The sequence below is a fragment of the Pseudomonas sp. NY5710 genome (assembly GCF_013305665.1).
GTDB lineage: Bacteria > Pseudomonadota > Gammaproteobacteria > Pseudomonadales > Pseudomonadaceae > Aquipseudomonas > Aquipseudomonas juntendi.
Genome location: NZ_CP045554.1, coordinates 2085975 through 2103448 on the forward strand (window position 1 = coordinate 2085975; position 17474 = coordinate 2103448).

The 17474-nt window shown below is 62.1% G+C and carries 14 protein-coding genes and 2 tRNA genes; 11 read left to right on the forward strand and 5 right to left on the reverse strand.

Annotation, left to right across the window (positions count from 1 at the left end; genetic code table 11):
• Positions 1 to 14 precede the first annotated feature (14 nt).
• Positions 15 to 1298 carry an NAD(P)/FAD-dependent oxidoreductase gene (locus GEV39_RS09410; RefSeq protein ID WP_009682777.1) on the reverse strand — a complete coding sequence of 428 codons (1284 nt, stop codon included), beginning with the start codon at positions 1296 to 1298 and terminating at the stop codon, positions 15 to 17.
• Between the two features lie 201 nt (positions 1299 to 1499).
• Between GEV39_RS09410 and GEV39_RS09415 the strand changes: the two genes are divergently transcribed.
• The 7 genes from GEV39_RS09415 to GEV39_RS09445 all read left to right on the forward strand — a co-directional run bounded on the left by GEV39_RS09415 (position 1500) and on the right by GEV39_RS09445 (position 4793).
• A tRNA-Val gene (locus GEV39_RS09415) sits at positions 1500 to 1576 on the forward strand.
• A gap of 155 nt (positions 1577 to 1731) precedes the next feature.
• Positions 1732 to 1808 (forward strand) — tRNA-Val (locus tag GEV39_RS09420).
• 132 nt (positions 1809 to 1940) lie between these two features.
• The gene (locus GEV39_RS09425) at positions 1941 to 2510 is read left to right on the forward strand and encodes an SPOR domain-containing protein (protein WP_173888468.1); all 570 of its coding nucleotides are present in this window, start codon (positions 1941 to 1943) and stop codon (positions 2508 to 2510) included.
• A 98-nt stretch (positions 2511 to 2608) separates the two neighbouring features.
• On the forward strand, positions 2609 to 3034 hold the full coding sequence (locus GEV39_RS09430) for a GTP pyrophosphokinase (RefSeq protein ID WP_173888470.1): 426 nt from the start codon (positions 2609 to 2611) through the stop codon (positions 3032 to 3034).
• Positions 3035 to 3202: 168 nt separating this feature from the next.
• Positions 3203 to 4084, forward strand: a complete 882-nt coding sequence (locus tag GEV39_RS09435) for a manganese catalase family protein (RefSeq protein WP_173888472.1) — start codon at positions 3203 to 3205, stop codon at positions 4082 to 4084.
• Positions 4085 to 4096: 12 nt separating this feature from the next.
• Positions 4097 to 4327 carry a hypothetical protein gene (locus GEV39_RS09440; protein ID WP_173888474.1) on the forward strand — a complete coding sequence of 77 codons (231 nt, stop codon included), beginning with the start codon at positions 4097 to 4099 and terminating at the stop codon, positions 4325 to 4327.
• 175 nt (positions 4328 to 4502) lie between these two features.
• Positions 4503 to 4793 (forward strand): hypothetical protein, encoded by a 291-nt coding sequence (locus GEV39_RS09445; RefSeq protein WP_173888476.1) that lies wholly within the window; start codon positions 4503 to 4505, stop codon positions 4791 to 4793.
• A 71-nt stretch (positions 4794 to 4864) separates the two neighbouring features.
• Here GEV39_RS09445 and GEV39_RS09450 read toward each other — a convergent pair whose 3' ends face one another.
• Together GEV39_RS09450 and GEV39_RS09455 are read right to left on the reverse strand one after the other, a co-directional pair.
• On the reverse strand, positions 4865 to 5536 hold the full coding sequence (locus GEV39_RS09450; protein WP_249414356.1) for an OBAP family protein: 672 nt from the start codon (positions 5534 to 5536) through the stop codon (positions 4865 to 4867).
• A gap of 245 nt (positions 5537 to 5781) precedes the next feature.
• The gene (locus tag GEV39_RS09455; RefSeq protein WP_054905228.1) at positions 5782 to 6024 is read right to left on the reverse strand and encodes a DUF1654 domain-containing protein; all 243 of its coding nucleotides are present in this window, start codon (positions 6022 to 6024) and stop codon (positions 5782 to 5784) included.
• Positions 6025 to 6176: 152 nt separating this feature from the next.
• Between GEV39_RS09455 and GEV39_RS09460 the strand changes: the two genes are divergently transcribed.
• The 4 genes from GEV39_RS09460 to GEV39_RS09475 all read left to right on the forward strand — a co-directional run bounded on the left by GEV39_RS09460 (position 6177) and on the right by GEV39_RS09475 (position 16013).
• On the forward strand, positions 6177 to 8285 hold the full coding sequence (locus GEV39_RS09460; RefSeq protein WP_173888479.1) for a TonB-dependent receptor family protein: 2109 nt from the start codon (positions 6177 to 6179) through the stop codon (positions 8283 to 8285).
• Between the two features lie 106 nt (positions 8286 to 8391).
• Entirely contained in the window at positions 8392 to 10752 is a 2361-nt protein-coding gene (locus GEV39_RS09465; RefSeq protein WP_173888481.1) for a DNA polymerase II, read from the forward strand.
• A gap of 78 nt (positions 10753 to 10830) precedes the next feature.
• Positions 10831 to 15255 carry an NEL-type E3 ubiquitin ligase domain-containing protein gene (locus GEV39_RS09470; RefSeq protein ID WP_173888483.1) on the forward strand — a complete coding sequence of 1475 codons (4425 nt, stop codon included), beginning with the start codon at positions 10831 to 10833 and terminating at the stop codon, positions 15253 to 15255.
• A gap of 206 nt (positions 15256 to 15461) precedes the next feature.
• Positions 15462 to 16013: a DUF4174 domain-containing protein gene (locus tag GEV39_RS09475; RefSeq protein WP_173888485.1), complete on the forward strand. Its 552-nt coding sequence runs from the start codon at positions 15462 to 15464 to the stop codon at positions 16011 to 16013.
• A gap of 54 nt (positions 16014 to 16067) precedes the next feature.
• On the opposite strand, the gene GEV39_RS09480 is transcribed toward GEV39_RS09475, so the two are convergent.
• Both GEV39_RS09480 and aroQ read right to left on the reverse strand, forming a co-directional pair.
• Positions 16068 to 16916 carry a shikimate dehydrogenase gene (locus GEV39_RS09480; protein WP_173888486.1) on the reverse strand — a complete coding sequence of 283 codons (849 nt, stop codon included), beginning with the start codon at positions 16914 to 16916 and terminating at the stop codon, positions 16068 to 16070.
• A complete protein-coding gene (gene aroQ / locus GEV39_RS09485) occupies positions 16913 to 17362 on the reverse strand; it encodes a type II 3-dehydroquinate dehydratase (protein ID WP_173888488.1) in 450 nt (149 codons plus the stop codon). The genes GEV39_RS09480 and aroQ overlap by 4 nt, the downstream gene beginning before the upstream one ends.
• Positions 17363 to 17474 lie beyond the last annotated feature (112 nt).

The window sequence follows — 17474 nt, forward strand, 5'->3', positions numbered from 1 at the left end:
CAGGCCTGTTTACATCAGAAGCCCAGGCGATCGCGCAGGCTGTAGTACCAAGCACCGATAGCGCTGAACGGCACGCGCAGCATCTGGCCGCCTGGGAACGGGTAGTGCGGCAGGCCGGCAAAAGCGTCGAAACGCTCGGCCTGGCCGCGCAGGGCTTCGGCCAGCACCTTGCCCGCCAGGTGGGTATAGGTCACGCCGTGGCCCGAGCACCCCTGGGAGTAATAGATGTTGTCGCCGATGCGACCTACCTGTGGCAGGCGCGACAGGGTCAGCAGGAAGTTGCCGGTCCAGGCGTAGTCGATTTTTACGTTCTTCAGTTGCGGGAAGGCCTTGAGCATCTTCGGGCGGATGATCGCTTCGATGTTGGCCGGGTCACGTGCGCCGTACACCACGCCACCGCCGAAGATCAGGCGCTTGTCGCTGGTCAGGCGGTAATAGTCGAGCAGGTAGTTGCAATCCTCGACGCAGTAGTCCTGCGGCAGCAGGGTGCGCGCCAGCTCTTCGCCAAGGGGTTCGGTGGTGATCACCTGGGTGCCGCATGGCATGGATTTGGCGGCCAGCTCGGGCACCAGGTTGCCCAGGTAGGCGTTGCCAGCGACGATGATGAACTTGGCGCGGACCTTGCCCTGTGGGGTATGCACCACGGGGTTGGCGCCGCGCTCGATGCGCACGGCCGGGGTTTGCTCATAGATAATGCCGCCCAGCGACTCGACCGCTGCAGCTTCGCCCAGCGCCAGGTTCAGCGGGTGGATGTGACCGCCGCTCATGTCGAGCATGCCGCCGACGTAGCTGTCGCACGCCACCACCTCGCGGATGCGCTTCTGGTCCATCAGCTCCAGTTGGTTGTGGCCGAAACGCTCCCAAAGGCGCTTTTGCGATTCCAGGTGGCCCATCTGCTTGCTGGTGAGCGCGGCGAAAACGCCGCCGTCCTTCAGGTCGCACTGGATGTTGTACTTGGCCACGCGCTCACGAATGATACGCCCACCTTCGAAGGCCATGTGGCCCAGCAGCTGGGCCTGTTTAGGGCCCACGGTGCGTTCGATCACGTCGATGTCGCGGCTGTAGCTGTTGACGATCTGGCCACCGTTGCGGCCCGAGGCACCGAAGCCGACCTTGGCGGCTTCGACGATGCTCACCTTGAAGCCGTTTTCCAGCAGGAACAGGGCGCTGGATAGGCCGGTGTAGCCGGCGCCGATGATGCATACGTCGGTTTCCACCTCACCCTGCAGCGCCGGACGTGGCGGCACCGGGTTGGCCGAGGCGGCGTAGTAGGACTGGGGGTAGGGGGTGTTAGCCATGCTGCAGGAACCTCGTGTTTTATATTTTTAACGAATGTAGCGATGCTATCAATAATAATAAACACCCGCTAGTCGTCTGTTGAAAATCCCTTACACGGTCGCAAGCGACCCTTCTCTATAAAGAGGTTTAGATTCAGTAGCTTAGCGTGAAAAAAAGTGTTGACAGGGTTTTTCAATTGCGTAGAATGCGCACCACACGACAGGCACATAGCTCAGTTGGTTAGAGCACCACCTTGACATGGTGGGGGTCGTTGGTTCGAGTCCAATTGTGCCTACCAAATCGAAGAAGGGGTGATCCGCAAGGGTCACCCATTTTTTCATTAGGTTTTCCGGCGCTTGGCTGCAACACCTGGAAACTGCGAAAGTTTTTGATTTTTCTGAAAAAAACGCTTTACAGGTGGGCACTTGATCACTAAGATGCGCACCACACGACAGGCACATAGCTCAGTTGGTTAGAGCACCACCTTGACATGGTGGGGGTCGTTGGTTCGAGTCCAATTGTGCCTACCAAATTCCAGAAAGGGCGATCAGCAATGATCGCTCTTTTTGCATGTGCGCGTGAAGCAGCCTGTAACCTTTGGTCACGGTTCGGCCCGCGCGCAGCATGCTAGAATCCGCCCCTTCAAAACTGGAGGTACACGCGTGCGTAAACTGGCTGTTGTAATGGCAGTGCTCGCCCTGGCGGGCTGTGAGAACGAGGTCGAGGGCGTGCACAAGCAGGTGGCTGAACACTTGCACAACCCCAAGACGGCCAAGTTCGGCAACGTGCGGATCGACACCCAGGGCACCATCTGCGGCCAGGTCCGTGGCAAGGACGATGCCGGGCAGTATGAGGCCTACCGCAGCTACGTGGCGTTCAAACGCGATGGCCAGTACGACATTATCGTGGACGAAACCGGCAACAACCTGCGTATCCGCGAACTGTGCGGCGGTGCCGACCTGCAGCGTCGTGCCGAAGCGCTGGCCGACCAGCCGGCACCCGAAGGCTGGGATGTCGAGGTGGTGCAGGGCGCCAACATGGGCGCGCTCAGCGACATGACGGCCCGCTTGATCGAAAAGGGCATCCCGTCGTCGGTGGAATACCGCAATGGCAAGCCGGTGGTGCTGATGGGGCCGTTCCCTACTCGCGAAGAGGCGCAGGCCCGCCGCGACGAAGTCATGGCCAAACTGGGCACCGACTCGGTGGTCATCCAGCACGGCGCAGCGCGCTGACCCCTGCGCGGCTAACGCTCCCCATGGCGCATGATAGGCACCTTCCGCGCAGCATTGGCTATGCTTGGGTAGGGAGAGGCTGAAATGGGGGGCGCCGGATGTCGACACTGGAGCGGGCCATAGCCGTGGCCGCCAGGGCGCATGAAGGGCAATACGACAAAGGTGGGGCGGCGTATATCCTTCACCCGCTACGCGTGATGCTGCGGGTTGCCACACCGGAACAGCGCATTGTTGCGGTGCTTCACGATGTGATCGAGGATACCCCGCTGACCCTCTCCGACCTGGCGAAGGAGGGCTTCGCGCTGAAGATTCTGGCAGCCCTGCTGCCGCTCAGCCGGCGTGAGGGTGAAGCTTATCAGGACTTTGTCGTTCGCCTGGGCGACGACCCGCTGGCGCGCACGGTCAAACTGGCTGACCTGGCCGACAATAGCGATCTTTCGCGTATCCCCTGCCCAGGCCCCGCTGACAGGGCGCGGCTCGCCCGCTATCAGGAAGCCAGCGCTTATCTGCAGGCACTCAATTGAAGGGCACTGATAATTTGCCTACCAGGGTTCAAACTGAATTTCTGAACTTTGCCAATAGCGCCATTCGTCTTGCCAAGGGTACGCGAGGTCGCACCGGCGCCAAGCATTGCAACTCACACGATTGACACAGGACGTCTTTGCGTCCTGGTTAACCGTTGGAGATTTCCTATGTTTATCCATAACAAACGACTTCAATACACGGTGCGTGTTGCACAGCCCAATCCAGGCTTGGCAAATTTGCTACTGGAGCAATTCGGCGGCGCCCAGGGCGAACTGGCCGCAGCCAGCCGCTACTTCACCCAGGCGCTGGCTGAAGAGGATCCAGGCCGCAAAGACCTGCTCATGGATATCGCGACCGAAGAATTAAGCCACCTGGAGATTGTCGGTTCCATCATCGTGATGCTCAACAAAGGTGCCAAAGGCCGGCTTGCTGAAGGCGTCGAAGAAGAAGGGGCGCTGTACAGAGCGATTAATGGCGCGGGTAATGATTCACATATCACCAGCATCCTATACGGTGCCGGCGCTCCGCTCACCAATTCGGCGGGGGTCCCATGGAGTGCCGCTTATGTGGACACCATCGGCGAACCTACTGCGGACTTCCGCTCCAATATCGCCGCTGAAGCACGGGCCAAGATTGTATACGAGCGCCTGATGAACGTGACGGATGATCCTGGTGTGAAAGAGGCGCTGGGGTTCTTGATGACTCGCGAAATCGCTCACCAGCTTTCTTTCGAGAAAGCGTTGCACGCCATTCAGCCCAACTTCCCTCAGGGCAAGCTTCCGGGAATGCCGGAGTTCACTAACACCTATTTCAACATGTCCGGCGAGCCGAACGTGAGGGGCCCCTGGAATGAAGGGGAAGAATGGGAGTATGTCGAGAATCCTTCGGCTGCCGTGGACGGTGGCGATGGCAGCGCCTCGGTGGACCTGTCCGCTTCCGACCTTGCGGCACTGGAGGCCATGAAACTGCGAACGGCGTCCGATCCCGCCAGCGACCCAGTCACAGGTGCAGACCTCGGATCGGGTCTGGTCAACGGCAAAGGCGAATAAAGGGAGTGTTCCATGAACGCGTTACGAAGAGAGGACAAGATCCCAGCCGAATCAGGATTCGAACGTTCGATGAAAATTGCGTTGGCCGGCTTTGAGGCCGACTCGCGCCTCGCGCGGCGCGCCCTTCGAGTAAAAATGGCCATAAGTGTGTTCGGCGTGGGGGCGGTGCTGCCTAATGACCTACCCATGGCGTTACCGCCCGGGTCAGTGCGTGCGGGTTTGGTCGGCAACATCCTGCAGTGATTCGTGCTTTCAAGCGTCAGGACAATATGTCAGGGAACCTGTCTAGGAAAAAAGGGTATCGGACCATGGGCCAGTTGTCCGATACCCTTCATTAGTCATACCTCTGACATTGAACTGCCGTCCCGCTTTGCTATGGTTAAAGTCCCATATAAGACTAAAGTCGTAGGAGGGCGGCATGCGTATTCGTGGTGATGTTTTTTGGAATTGGGCCGATCCAGTGCTTCATCATCGCACCCATGACGAGCAGCTCGACAACGGCACCAGCCTAGATATTCAGGTCAGGCTCTCGCGCACAGGCCAGACGCAGCTGTTCATCGGGGTGTACGCAGCATCGGGAATGGCGCTGCATGAAGAAGCTTTCGAAGCTCGCCCCGGTGAATCAATGACCCGAGCGTTGGCCTGGGGCATCAGTCGGGCAAGGGGATTGGCCACGGATAAGGGCCATGGCGTCAAACGGGTGGCTTAGCGCAAAGGCAACGGTTGACCACCCGCCAGTTCGGTCGCCCAATCAACGCTGCGTCCAAACCACGCAAACAGTTATTTGCTCGAGCGGCTATTGCTGCCTGGTGGCGTCGGTGTTGCAGATCGATGCAGATGAGCACCTGTGGGGTCGGTGAGTTGGATGACGTTGCCGTGTTGCCAGCCATCCGCTTGGGGATCCGCTTTGGGGATGCGGATATCGGCGCGCTGAGCTTTGGTCGTTGCCGTATCCACCCCCAAACGCCCATTTCGCTGTCGGACCATCGTCGCGTTCGCCTGGCCGTCGGCAGTGAAACCCATCATCAGTTGCGGAACGCCCACCGGTAGAGCTTTGTCTTGATCGGTATGCCAGGTGTGCCATGTTTTCCCATAGGTATGGGCCAGTCGTTTCATCAGGGCGTGCTCCGCGGCTGCAGGGATGCCGGGAGCGATCAACTGGCCAGACGAGACCTCATACCCGTGGCTGTGCCACATGGCCTTTTCCTTGGCCGGCAGCCCCGCAAACAGCGCCTCATCGATGATGTACTCGACGCCCATGATCTTCGCTGCCTTGTCATTACCATCGAAAATGACGCACTGGATGACATCTTCGTTGAGGATACTGCAGTAATGATGTGCCTCCATCTGGACATCGGGGTGGCCGTTGTAGAAGTGAAAGCCATCCAGGTAGGCGTTGATCGCCTCGATCGGCGGCTTGGATTGCAGCGTTGCTGCGCCGGCTTCCAGCAGTTGAGTCATTGCTGATTCGGGTCTGCCGGGTGTTTCCACTGGCGATCTGGTTTCGGGGGTAGAGCAGGCCCACAAGAGGCTGCAGCTCACGGCCATGGAGAAAATTGAAAGTTGCTGTTGCATAAGAGGATTGCCCCTGGCTGGTGTTCTTGAAAGACCGCCATGCTCCGGGATGCGTACAGTTCAACGGACGAATGGCCCTACGCCTCCTGAAACGTACCTGAAGTGGCAACGCCCACGCGTGGTCAGTCTTCCTTCGGCACCGTCCAGAAAATCTGCACGCCGCCATCATCACGGTGGGCGAGGGTGACGTTGTCGTTCTCGGCGATTTCCTCGAGCAAGGTTTCCCAGTCGTCCGGGCTTTCCTGTTCCAGGCGGAAGATCAGCGCCGCGCGGCTGCGTTGGGCGGTGGGGCTGTTGATGATCTTCTGGATGCGAACACCCAGCTGAACGTAGCTGCTTGGGGTAGCGGAGGCGGTGCTGGACACAGGAATATCCTTGTTTTGCTGTATGTGCGTACAGTATTTCAGCGTAAGCAATTTCGCAACAGCTTGTCAGGGAAAATCCGGCGAGGCTGGCCAGAGGGTTCGCACTGTCGATGCGGGTCTGGTGTAATGGCGGCCATTTTCGGAAGCTGCGCATGTATCGATTTCTTTCTCGTTTTCCTACCTCTACAGGGCTGGTCCTGCTGATTGCAGGCGACTTTAGTGCGCTTGACCATGCCTGGGCCGATGCACCCACTGCCGTGGTGATCGAGCCGCTGGTGGTGAGCGGTGCCTACCTGCCCACCCGTACGTTCGACCTGCCGTTCTCGGTCGATACCATCGACTTGTCCCGTGGCACTGACGGCCAGTTGGGCGTCAACCTGTCGGAAGTGCTGAGCAAGGTGCCAGGGCTGGTGGTGCAGAACCGCCAAAACTACGCCCAGGATCTGCAGGTTTCTTCGCGAGGCTACGGCGCCCGCTCGGCCTTCGGGGTGCGGGGCATCAAGCTGATCAGCGATGGGATCCCGGCCAGTACTCCCGACGGTCAAGGGCAAGCGGCCACGCTCAACCTGGATGTGGCCGAGCGCATCGAGGTGTTGCGCGGCCCGGCCGCTACCCTGTACGGCAGCAACGCCGGTGGGGTTATCCAGATGTTCAGCCGCGACGGCCAGGGCCCTGCCCAGGTAGGTGCCGAAACCACCTTCGGCAGCGACGGTTTCAACAAGAACCACCTGTCCGCCGAGGGCGGTAACGACACGGCCGGTTTCCTGCTGGATGCGTCGCGCATGGACACCGACGGCTACCGTGACCACAGCGCGGCGCGCCGTGACCAGACCTTCGCCAAGGTCCATTTCAAGCCGGATAGCGAATCGCGCCTGGCGCTGATCTACAGCAGCCTGGAACAGAACGGCACCCAGGACCCACTAGGGCAGACCTGGGAAGCCTACAAGCACGACCCGCGCTCCAGCGCGGCAGTGGCGCAAACCTATGACACGCGCAAGAGCATCGACCACCAGCAGTTGGGCATGAACTATGAGCGCTACGTGGGTGACGCCACGTTGCAGCTGAACCTGTACGCCGGGCAGCGCCGGGTGGTGCAGTACCTGTCCATCCCCAAGACGGTGGTCTCGAACAGCCAGCGCGGGGGTGGTGTGGTCGACTTCGATCGGCAGTTCCAGGGCGGTACGCTGCGCTGGATCCAGCCGGTTGCCCAGGTGCCCGGCAATCTTACCCTGACCCTTGGCGCCGATTACGACCAGAGCAAGGATGACCGCCGTGGCTACCAGAACTTCAGCGCTGACCAGCTGGGTGTGAAAGGCGAGTTGCGACGTGACGAGCAGGACACCGCCACCAGCCTGGACCCTTACCTGCAGGCGCACTGGGAAATCGGTAACTGGACCAGCGAGCTGGGGCTGCGCTACAGCAGCATGGACATGCGTGTCGATGACCATTACCTGGCCAACGGTGACGCCAGCGGCTCCAAACGGTATCAGCAAGCTACCCCTTCACTGTCTGTGATGTACGCCTTCACCCCTGATCTGCGTGGTTACGTGAGTGTCGGCAAAGGCTTCGAAACCCCCACGCAGGCCGAGATGGCCTATGCACCGGGCGCGGACGAAGGCTTCAACTTCGGGCTCAAGCCTGCCACCAGCATGCAGTATGAAACGGGCCTTAAGTACCGGCTGAGCGAGCGCACGCGGCTGGATGCCGCCGTTTATGAGATCCATACCGACGACGAAATTGTCGTGGACCGTGCGACGGACGGCCGAACCAGCTATCGCAATGCTGGGCGTACCCTCCGGCGTGGCTTCGAGGCCCGCCTGCAGCAGGATTGGAGCGACCAGTGGCAGGCAAGTGTGGTGTATACCCGCACCGATGCGCGCTATGCCGCAAACGTCAGCCAGACCATTGCACGTGGCAACCGCCTGCCAGGTGTGCCCCAGGACAACCTGTATGGCGAGCTGCTATGGAAGCCGGTGGCGGCGGTCAGCATGGGCCTGGAAGGGCAGTACCGCAGCAAGGTGTATGTCGACGACAGCAACACTGCCAAGGCGGCGCCGGCCTATGCCGTGTTCAACTGGCGTACGCGCTTCGAGCAGCATGTCGGCCCGTGGACATTCCACCAGCTGGTGCGCCTGGACAACCTGTTCGACCGGCAATATGTGGGGTCGGTGATCGTCGGCGACAGCAACGGGCGCTACTACGAGGCCGCGCCTGGGCGCTCATGGTATGCGGGGGCGGGCTTGGCGTACCGGTTCCAGTGACGGGCTGCATGGGCTGGGTTGCGCCTGCAGGGGCAGCCCAGCCACCGCTGGCAGTGCCGGTAGCGGTAGAATCGGCGCCTTATCATACGCTTCAGAGGTAGATGCGGTGGAATTGCAGCAGGGCTTCGTCCTGACCCGGCATTGGCATGACACGCCCGAAGGGACCTGCGTGGAGTTCTGGCTGGCTACCGATCAGGGGCCCCGGCAATTGCGCCTTGCCCCGCAGGACTCGGTGGCTTTCATCCCGCTGGCCCAGGCTGAACACGCCCGGGTGTTGTTGGCCAAAGAGCCAGGTGTACAACTCAAGCCCTTGCAGTTGAAGGACTTTGACCAGCGCCCGGTCATGGGGCTGTATTGCCGCCAGCACCGGCAACTGATGCAACTGGAGCAACGCCTGCGCAACGCCGGCATCGAGGTTTTCGAAGCCGACATACGCCCACCGGAACGCTACCTGATGGAGCGCTTCATCACCGCCCCCGTGCAGTTCACCGGCAAGCCTGATGCACAGGGCGTGCTCTGCGAAGCTCAGCTCAAGCCGCTGGCAGGTTACCGCCCACCGCTGCGCCTGGTGTCGCTGGACATCGAAACCAGCGAACGTGGGGAGTTGTACAGCATCGCCCTGGAGGGCTGTGGCCAGCGTCAGGTGTACATGCTAGGCAAACCCAACGGCGATCCAGCGGGGGTGGACTTCGATCTGCACTACTGCGCCGACCGCGCCGAGCTGCTGGTGTGCCTGAACCGGTGGATGGCGCGGCACGACCCCGACGCGATCATTGGCTGGAACCTGATCCAGTTCGACCTGCGCGTGCTGCATGAGCACGCCAAGGCGTTGCAGGTAGCGCTTGCCTTGGGGCGTAGAGGCGCAGCCATGACCTTGCGAAGCCAGGGCGGCGGTGGCCACGTATTCGCCGACGCCCCGGGGCGGTTGTTGATCGATGGCATCGAGGCGCTGCGCTCGGCTACCTGGAGTTTCCCGTCGTTCAGCCTCGAAAACGTCGCCCAGACGCTGCTCGGCGAAGGCAAAGCCATCGACACACCCTACCAGCGCATGGACGAAATCAACCGGCGCTTCGCCGAAGACAAACCGGCCCTGGCGCGATACAACCTGAAGGACTGTGAACTGGTGACGCGGATCTTCGCCCACACCCGCCTGCTTGAGTTCCTGCTGGAGCGCTCATCGGTTACCGGCCTGGCGGTGGACCGCAGCGGCGGGTCGGTCGCCGCGTTTTGCCATTTGTACATACCGCATATGCACCGCCTGGGGTACGTGGCGCCCAACCTGGGCAGCCGCCCGGACGAAGCCAGCCCCGGCGGCTTCGTGATGGACTCGCGCCCTGGTTTGTACGACTCGGTGCTGGTCCTGGATTACAAAAGCCTGTACCCCTCAATCATTCGTACCTTCCTGATCGACCCGGTGGGCCTGGTGGAAGGCTTGCACCGTCCTGACGATGACCACTCGGTGGAGGGTTTTCGTGGCGGGCGGTTTTCCCGCAGCCAGCATTGCCTGCCAGCCATCGTCGAGCGTGTGTGGCAGGGCAGGGAGGCGGCCAAACGCGAGGGTAACTCGCCGTTGTCCCAGGCACTGAAGATCATCATGAACGCGTTCTACGGTGTGCTGGGTTCCAGCGGTTGCCGCTTCTTCGACCCCCGGCTGGCCTCGTCCATCACTTTGCGTGGGCACCAGATCATGCACCAGACCCGGGCGCTGATCGAGGCCCGGGGGTTCGACGTGATCTATGGCGATACCGACTCCACCTTCGTCTGGCTCAAGGGCGCCCATGTCGAGGAAGACGCGGTGCGCATCGGTCGCGAGCTGGTGGCCGGGGTCAACCAATGGTGGCAAACACACCTGCGCGAAAGCATGAACCTGGACTGCGCCCTCGAACTTCAGTTCGAGGTGCATTACCGGCGTTTCCTGATGCCCACCATCCGTGGTACCGACGAGGGCAGCAAGAAACGTTATGCCGGGCTCAGGCAGCGGCCTGATGGCACTGAAGAAATGGTGTTCAAGGGCCTGGAATCGGTGCGCACCGACTGGTCACCGCTGGCTCGGCAGTTTCAGCAGGAACTCTACGCACGCGTGTTTCGTGGTGAGCCGTACCGTGATTACCTGTGTGACTATGTACAGCGCACGCTGGCGGGTGAAAACGACGAGCTGCTGGTCTATCGCAAGCGCTTGCGGCGGCCACTGGCCGACTATCAGCGCAACGTGCCGCCCCATGTGCGCGCCGCACGCCTGGCCGACGACTACAACAAGCGCCTGGGCCGCCCGCTGCAGTACCAGCGCGGCGGCTGGATCAGCTATGTGATCACCACCGCAGGCCCAGAGCCGCTGGAAAACCTGCAAGCCCCCATCGACCATGATCATTACATCAGCCGGCAGTTGCAGCCGGTGGCTGATGCCATCCTGCCTTTTGTCGGCGACGACTTCGCGCGGCTGATCGACCATCAACTGCTGCTGTTCTGAACGGGTAGTAGATAGCTAGCCGTCGGCGTGCCCTGAACCTGCCCAAACTCTAGCCTCAACGCCATCGCGGAGGCACAGATGCAGGGCAAATCCACTTCACCTTCGAATGCGGTCGACGCGCTTGCCATCGCGCAAGCATGCCAGGACCATTACATTGCACAGCGGCTGCCGGCCTGGATGGCGAAGCTGACGGTGGCCGACTACCGGCTGCTGAGCCAGGCACTGTCGCAGTTGCTGGCGTGCCGGGAAGGGCTGGCGCAAGCCCTGGCACAGGTGCGCAACCTGGATGACTTCAGCCAGCCTTTGCTGCAGCAGGCGCTGGCCCGGTTTGGCACCCTGGATGTCGACCGCGTGTGCCTGCGGCAATGGTATTACTTCACGTCGCCGACCATCAGTTATGTGACCGGTCGGCTTCCGGTCGCCGACAGCGATTACTACGATACGCCGCTGCTGGAGGCAGCGCTGGGCAACTTCACCGAGGCCGAGCAGCATGATCAGCCCCGCAAAAATTGCCTGGTCGATACGCTGGGCGCCACGCGTACTGAGCTATCGGCAACGGCTTTCGTCAGGCTGTGCCGCACGCTGGACCTTGGCCAGCAGTACCAGGCGCACCTGGCGAGTGTTTTTCAACCAAGCGTGCGCGAGCTGCTGGTTCGCCGCCAACGCTATGGCATGCTGGCCGATGCGCTTGCAGCCAGCGCACAGGGCGTGTTGAGCGCGGCCCAGCTGCACTGGGTGGTGCAACTGTGCATGCATGACACGCTTGGCACCCTCGCGGGGTCGCCGGTCAGCGTCCGCCGGCTGGAGCTGTTTGGTTGCCGCATGCAGCAGATTGTGGTGCTGGATGTCATTGCCGAGGGGACGCTCTACAACACCAGCAAGTACGTCCTGGTGTATGTGCCTGGCGACCCCTCAGGCCCCTGGAGCGTGTGCAACGACCTGGAACACTACGCCCGCCGGGTGCTTGGCAAGCGTTTGCGCAAGAACGACTACCGGCGTTTCTTCAGCCGCTTCGTGCGCCGTCGCGACAGCCAGCGGTTTTTCTCTGCTGTGGGTGAGCGGCTCGACGATGTCACCCACTGGGCGACCCGCAGCCTTGATGAACAGACGCATGCCTATGGTTTACCGCTGTTCGAAAGCCTGGCCGATGACTGGGTAGCGCAGGTCAAGGATGACGCGGCAATCATCGCCCCGCCAGTGGCGATGCTCGATCGCGAGGCTCAGGCCGAGCATGCTCGCCGTTTACAGGCTGAAGGGCGAACCCTGCTCGGCATCGCAGGGCTTTTCGTGCCTGCAATTGGCGCGGTGATGCTGGGTGTGATGGCCTGGGAACTGCTTGAGCAAAGCTTCCAGGCGGTCAGTGACTGGCAACAGAACGAACGCAATGCTGCGCTGGCCCACCTGCTGAATGTGGGCAAAGGGTTGTTGGCAGTCGGTGCAACCGTTGCTGTTGTCGCGGCGGCGCGACGTGCCTGGAGCATGGTGGACCCACTGGTGCCGGCGCAGCTGCCAGGTGGCGAGGAAAAACTGTGGAACACCGACCTTGCACCCTACCGTTGTGGCACCCCGCCGGCTACCGCAGTGCCGGACGAGCAGGGGGTGTATCGCCTGGCCGATCGCTGCTGGATCAGCATGGACGATCACTGGTATGAAGTGGCGTGGCGCACGGACGATGAACAATGGCAGTTGCTCCCTTACCAGGGCTATGCCCCATTGCTCCGCCACAATGGCGCCGGTGCGTGGCGGCTGTGGTGCGAGCAGCCCGCCGAATGGGAAGACGCGCGCCAGCTGTTCCGCCGCCTGGGCAAGCCCTACAGCGACCTCGATGACCAGCAGATCGACCAGGCGCTGGCGATTCACGGGCTGGACGACCAGCACTTGCGGGCATGGCATGTGTATGGCCGAGCACCTGAGGCAGCGCTGGCTGACACGGTGCAGCGGCTGTTGTTCGCCGGGCGGATCCACACGTTGGTCAGTCAACTGCGCGAAGGTGTCGCCACCGCCGATCAGCAATTGCTGGCGCGGGTGCTGAGCCTTCCCCAGGCTGCAGGCAGGCACGCGCGCGCGCTGGCTGAAGTGGCCTGGGCCGGGCGCCGCGAGCTGCTGCAAGCCATGTACGAGGAGCACAACACCGGCACGCCAACCCCTTGCCCGTTGCAACGGGCCTTCGCCAGCCTGCACCGCCTGGCGGCCAGGGAAGTGATGCGCAATGCCAGCGAGGACGACCTGCAGTGCCTGCAAGAGACCGGGCGCGTGCCGCTGTTCATGGCCGAGGCGGCAAGGCTGCAGGTTACGCGGATTCGAACCGCGCGGGTCTTTGAGGCGCTGCGCATCGATACCCCGCAGAATCTCGACCTGGCGCGGGTTGTGCTGAACCTGCTGGGGCGTGTGCCGGGGGCCGGTGGGCCTGGCTGGCGCTTGTTCGACGGTGAGGCCAGCGAGCCGCTGCTGACGATCGAAGGCGTGGGGCCAACCTTCGATCTGCTGCACCAGCATGGTGTGTTTCGCTTGCACGACCGTGCCCAGCCCAATGCCGGTGCTGCCGGGGAGCTGTTCGAAACACTGGCGGCGGCTTATGACGCCGAAGCACGAGCGGCCAACAGGCAGCCTGCTGTGTTCGCACCCGCCCTGCGTGAGGCGTTGGCAGAGGTTGCGTTCAGCCAACGGCCAGCCGTGGTGGCCGCCCTTGGCATGGGCCAGCGACGCGGGGCCTTTCTGGCACCCCTGCGGCTCGCTGACGGCCGCATTGGCTACCCCATGGCCGGCGGCAGGTTCTGGGCTGGGCTCGGGCGGCTCAGGCCACGGGCGCTGCAAGCGCGCCTGCGCGACCTGTACCCGGCTTTCAGCGATGAACAGGTCGGCCAATGGTTGGCGTCAGCCGATGCACAGGCCAGGTTGAACGACCTGGAGGCGCAATATCGACAGCTCAACACGCACCTGGACAGATGGGTTTTCAATGCTTTTGCCACCCCTGAACTGACGGCCAGACGCGAGTTCAGAAAGGGCTTGCTCGACTGCTGGCGCTTGCTCGTTCCCGAGTTGCAGGAACAGGGGGCTGTGCAGGGGCGCTTCATGCTGACCCAGACGCGCAGCCGTTTGCGTCAACTGCCCCGCTTGCCAGCGCAAGTGAGTTTCGCGCACGTGTCCATACTGGCCCTACGCGCCATGCGTCTGGAGCAAGTGCCCGACGATTTCCTGCAGGCGTTTCCCAACTTGCGCAACCTGGAAATCACCAACTGTCGGCTCAGGCGCTTACCGCTGCCCCAGATGCTGGTACAAAGGCTGGAGGTGCTCGACCTGTCCGGCAACCGAATCGCGCTCGACGAAAGCCAGGCGCTGATCCTGGCCGGTTGCCGGTCCCTGGTCTACCTGAACCTGTCGGACAACCCGTTGCGCAGGGCATTTTCCGTGTTCGCCATGACCGAGCTCAACGCCTTGCACTTGTCACGCACGCAATTGCCGGAGTTTCCCTACGGCACGCTGGACGCACCGCAACTGCACACGCTGGACCTCAGTGATAACAGTATTTCAGCGCTGCCTGCCCAGCTGCATCAGTCGCGACTGTGGCGTGCTGGCCGGGTTGAACTGTCCGGTAACCTGCTGGCGGCTGCATCGCAGGCGTCTTCCAGCTGGCATTGGCTAGAGGCGAGTCGCGTGCCGTACCGGTTCCGTTATCTGGACCTGGTGGCGGCGGAGCATCGCGATGAAATGGCCGCGTTGTGGGTTCATCTGGAGGCCGAAGAAGTATCGGACGACTTTTTCAAGACGCTGTCCGTGCTGACCACCTCCGGCGCGTTCAAGTATGCCTCTACCGCCTGTGCGCTGGCTGCCCGGGTGCTGGAAATGTTCGAAGCAATGAATGAAGACGATGCCCTGCGGCTGGAGCTGTTCGGGCATGCCGCGTCCACAGATTGCCAGGACAACGCCACTGCGCGCTTCGCTGACCTGGAAGTGCGCTTGATGATCTGGCGTACGCGCCGCCAGCAGGGTGGGCGCCCGCCGGAGCAGGGCTTGTTGTGGCTCGGCGGGCGGTTGTGGCGTTTGGCATTGCTCGACCAGTTCGCTGCAGAACATGCCCGCCGGTTGGGGGCTGGCAGTGAGTCGCTCGAATTCGCCCTGGCTTACCGTGTTGCCTTGCGGACGGCCCTGGATTTGCCCGCCCAGCCCGGGGCGATGTTGTATACCGGTATTGCCCGGTTGCAGGACACTGATATTCGCTCGGCGCGTGCCTTCGTGCTGGCAGCGCAGACCCGCGACGGCGTGGCTGAATACCTTTCCAGGCAACGCTTCTGGCAGGACTATCTGCGGGAAAGCTTCCCTGCTCGCCTGCAAGTGCCGCAGGACATGCATGATGAACTGGAGCGGCTGGTGGCGCTGGGCAACCGAGAAGCGCAGATCGAGCGGCTGCACATTCGTAATCAGCAGCGTGAGCATGCGGTGCTGTTGCAACTGACACTCGAAGCCCTGGACAGAAACGCGCCTGGCGACAGCTCGACGGGGTAAAGCGGCCGGCGCTGCGGCGCTGGCTGGCGGCTATGCGCTATGCTCAGACCAGGCGGGGATGTTTGCACAGGCGTCGCCGCCCGGTCACGGAAATCGGAAGTTACCTTTGCGGCAAGCACGCCATGGGCTGTTGGTTTAGGCTCCCGCGTCGGATCTTTCTCCATGATCTGTAGTCTTTGGTTTATCGAGAGAATAAGGAGATATGCATGCTCGTCCGCTCACTGACCCTCGCCACCCTGCTCGCGCTTGCCGGCCCTTTGCATGCCGCCGACAGTGATGCACCGTTGGCCAAGGAACTGGGCAAGGCGCGGCCATTGGTGGTCATTGCGCCGAGCAGCGCCGACCCCACCCTGCGTGGGCTCAATAAAGCGCTCGAAGACCCGGCTACCCAGGCAAAATTCAAGGAGCGCAGCCTGGTGCTGTACAGCGTGGCGCAAATGATGGGTAAACGGGAGGACAAGAACCTCGAGCAGCAAACCACCATGGCGCTGATCCGCGAACTGAAGCTGGGGGCGAGCAAAGGCACCAAAGTGATTCTGGTTGGCAAGGATGGTGGGCGGCATGTTCTCAAGGATGATGAAGACAACACCGCCCTTGATCCACAGGCGATCTTCGAGGCAGTCGATGCGCTGCCCGCCAGCGAGAAGGCGGTGACCGCACCGGAGCCGGTGGCGGCCGCACCGCAAGCCAAGGCCAAGGACGCTAAGCCTGCCAAACCCGCCAAGCCTGCCGCTGCGCCCAAGCCGCTGGAAGACTGACCGCGTGTCAGCCCTGAGCTTGCTCAGGGCCGTTGCCACGCAGGCCTGGGTCAGTCAGCAGAAGCTGGCGAAATGTGCCTGCATCCGCGCTGCGTCGGCCTGCCGCCCGCTGAACAGTTCGAATGCTTTCACGGCCTGGAACACCGCCATGTTGCTACCGTCCAGGGTGCGGCAACCCAGCGCCCGGGCAGCGCGCAGCAGTTCGGTTTCCAGCGGGAAGTAGATGATCTCCGCTACCCACAGCCGTGCATGCAGCAGCGCCACTGGCAGCGGCGTGCCGGGTAGCTTGGCCATCCCGACCGGTGTGGTGTTGACCAGCCCGTCCGCCTCGGCCAATGCCGTGGCCAAGTCGCCGCCAAGCACTGCCCGTCCCGCACCGAAATGCGCATTCAGGTTGTCGACCAGTGCCTGAGCGCGGGCGGTATCCACTTCGAACAACACCAGCTGTTCTACCCCTTCGCCCAGCAAGGCATGCGCCACCGCCGAGCCCGCGCCGCCAGCTCCCATCTGCACCACCTTGCGGCGGGCCACATCGGGCAGGCCGCGGCGCAAACCTTCGGCAAAGCCCAGGCAATCGGTGTTGTGGCCAACCCGCTTGCCGTCCTTGAGTACCACGGTGTTGACCGCGCCGATGCCGCGCGCTTCATGCGACAGCTCGTCGAGCAAAGGCAGGATCGCCTGCTTGAACGGGTAGGTGATGTTCAGGCCGGTAAAACCCGTGTGCTGCGCAGCGTCGAGCAGGCCGGGCAGGGCGCTGTCGTCCAGTTGCAACTGGTCGGCGTCGATCAGCCGGTACAGGTAGCGCAGGGCTTGGGCATCGCCTTCGTGCTCGTGCAGGGCCGGGGTGCGCGAGAGTTGGATACCCCGGCCGATCAGGCCGGCAAGGATGGCAGGCTGGCTCATGCTGCACGCTCCTTGAGCAGTGCGCCGAAGTGGCTGATGGCCATGCGGTAGCCGTGGCTTCCCAAGCCGCAGATGACGCCGACCGCGATCGACGAAACGAACGACACGTGGCGGAACGGTTCACGCTTGTGCACGTTGGACAGGTGCACTTCGATGACGGGTACTTCGCTGGCCACCAGCGCATCGCGAATGGCTACCGAGGTGTGGGTCCAGGCACCTGGATTGATCACGATACCGGCGCAGCGATTGCGCGCGGCGTGGATCCAGTCGATCAGTTCACCTTCGTGGTTGGTTTGCCGGAATTCGACTTCCAGGCCGTGGGCATTGGCAGTATCGGCGCAGTGTTGGCCAAGGTCGGCAAGGGTTTCGTAACCATACTGGGCCGGCTCTCGGGTGCCCAGCATGTTCAGGTTGGGGCCGTTGAGCACGAGAATGAGGGGCGTCATGACGGGCTTCGCTTTGTTGTTGTTGGATGTGCCTAGTTTTGTACTGACTGGTTAGTTCCGTCAATTGAGGGGAGCCGCTCCGCCGGGAAAGTGGGCGATTATCGAACCGCGT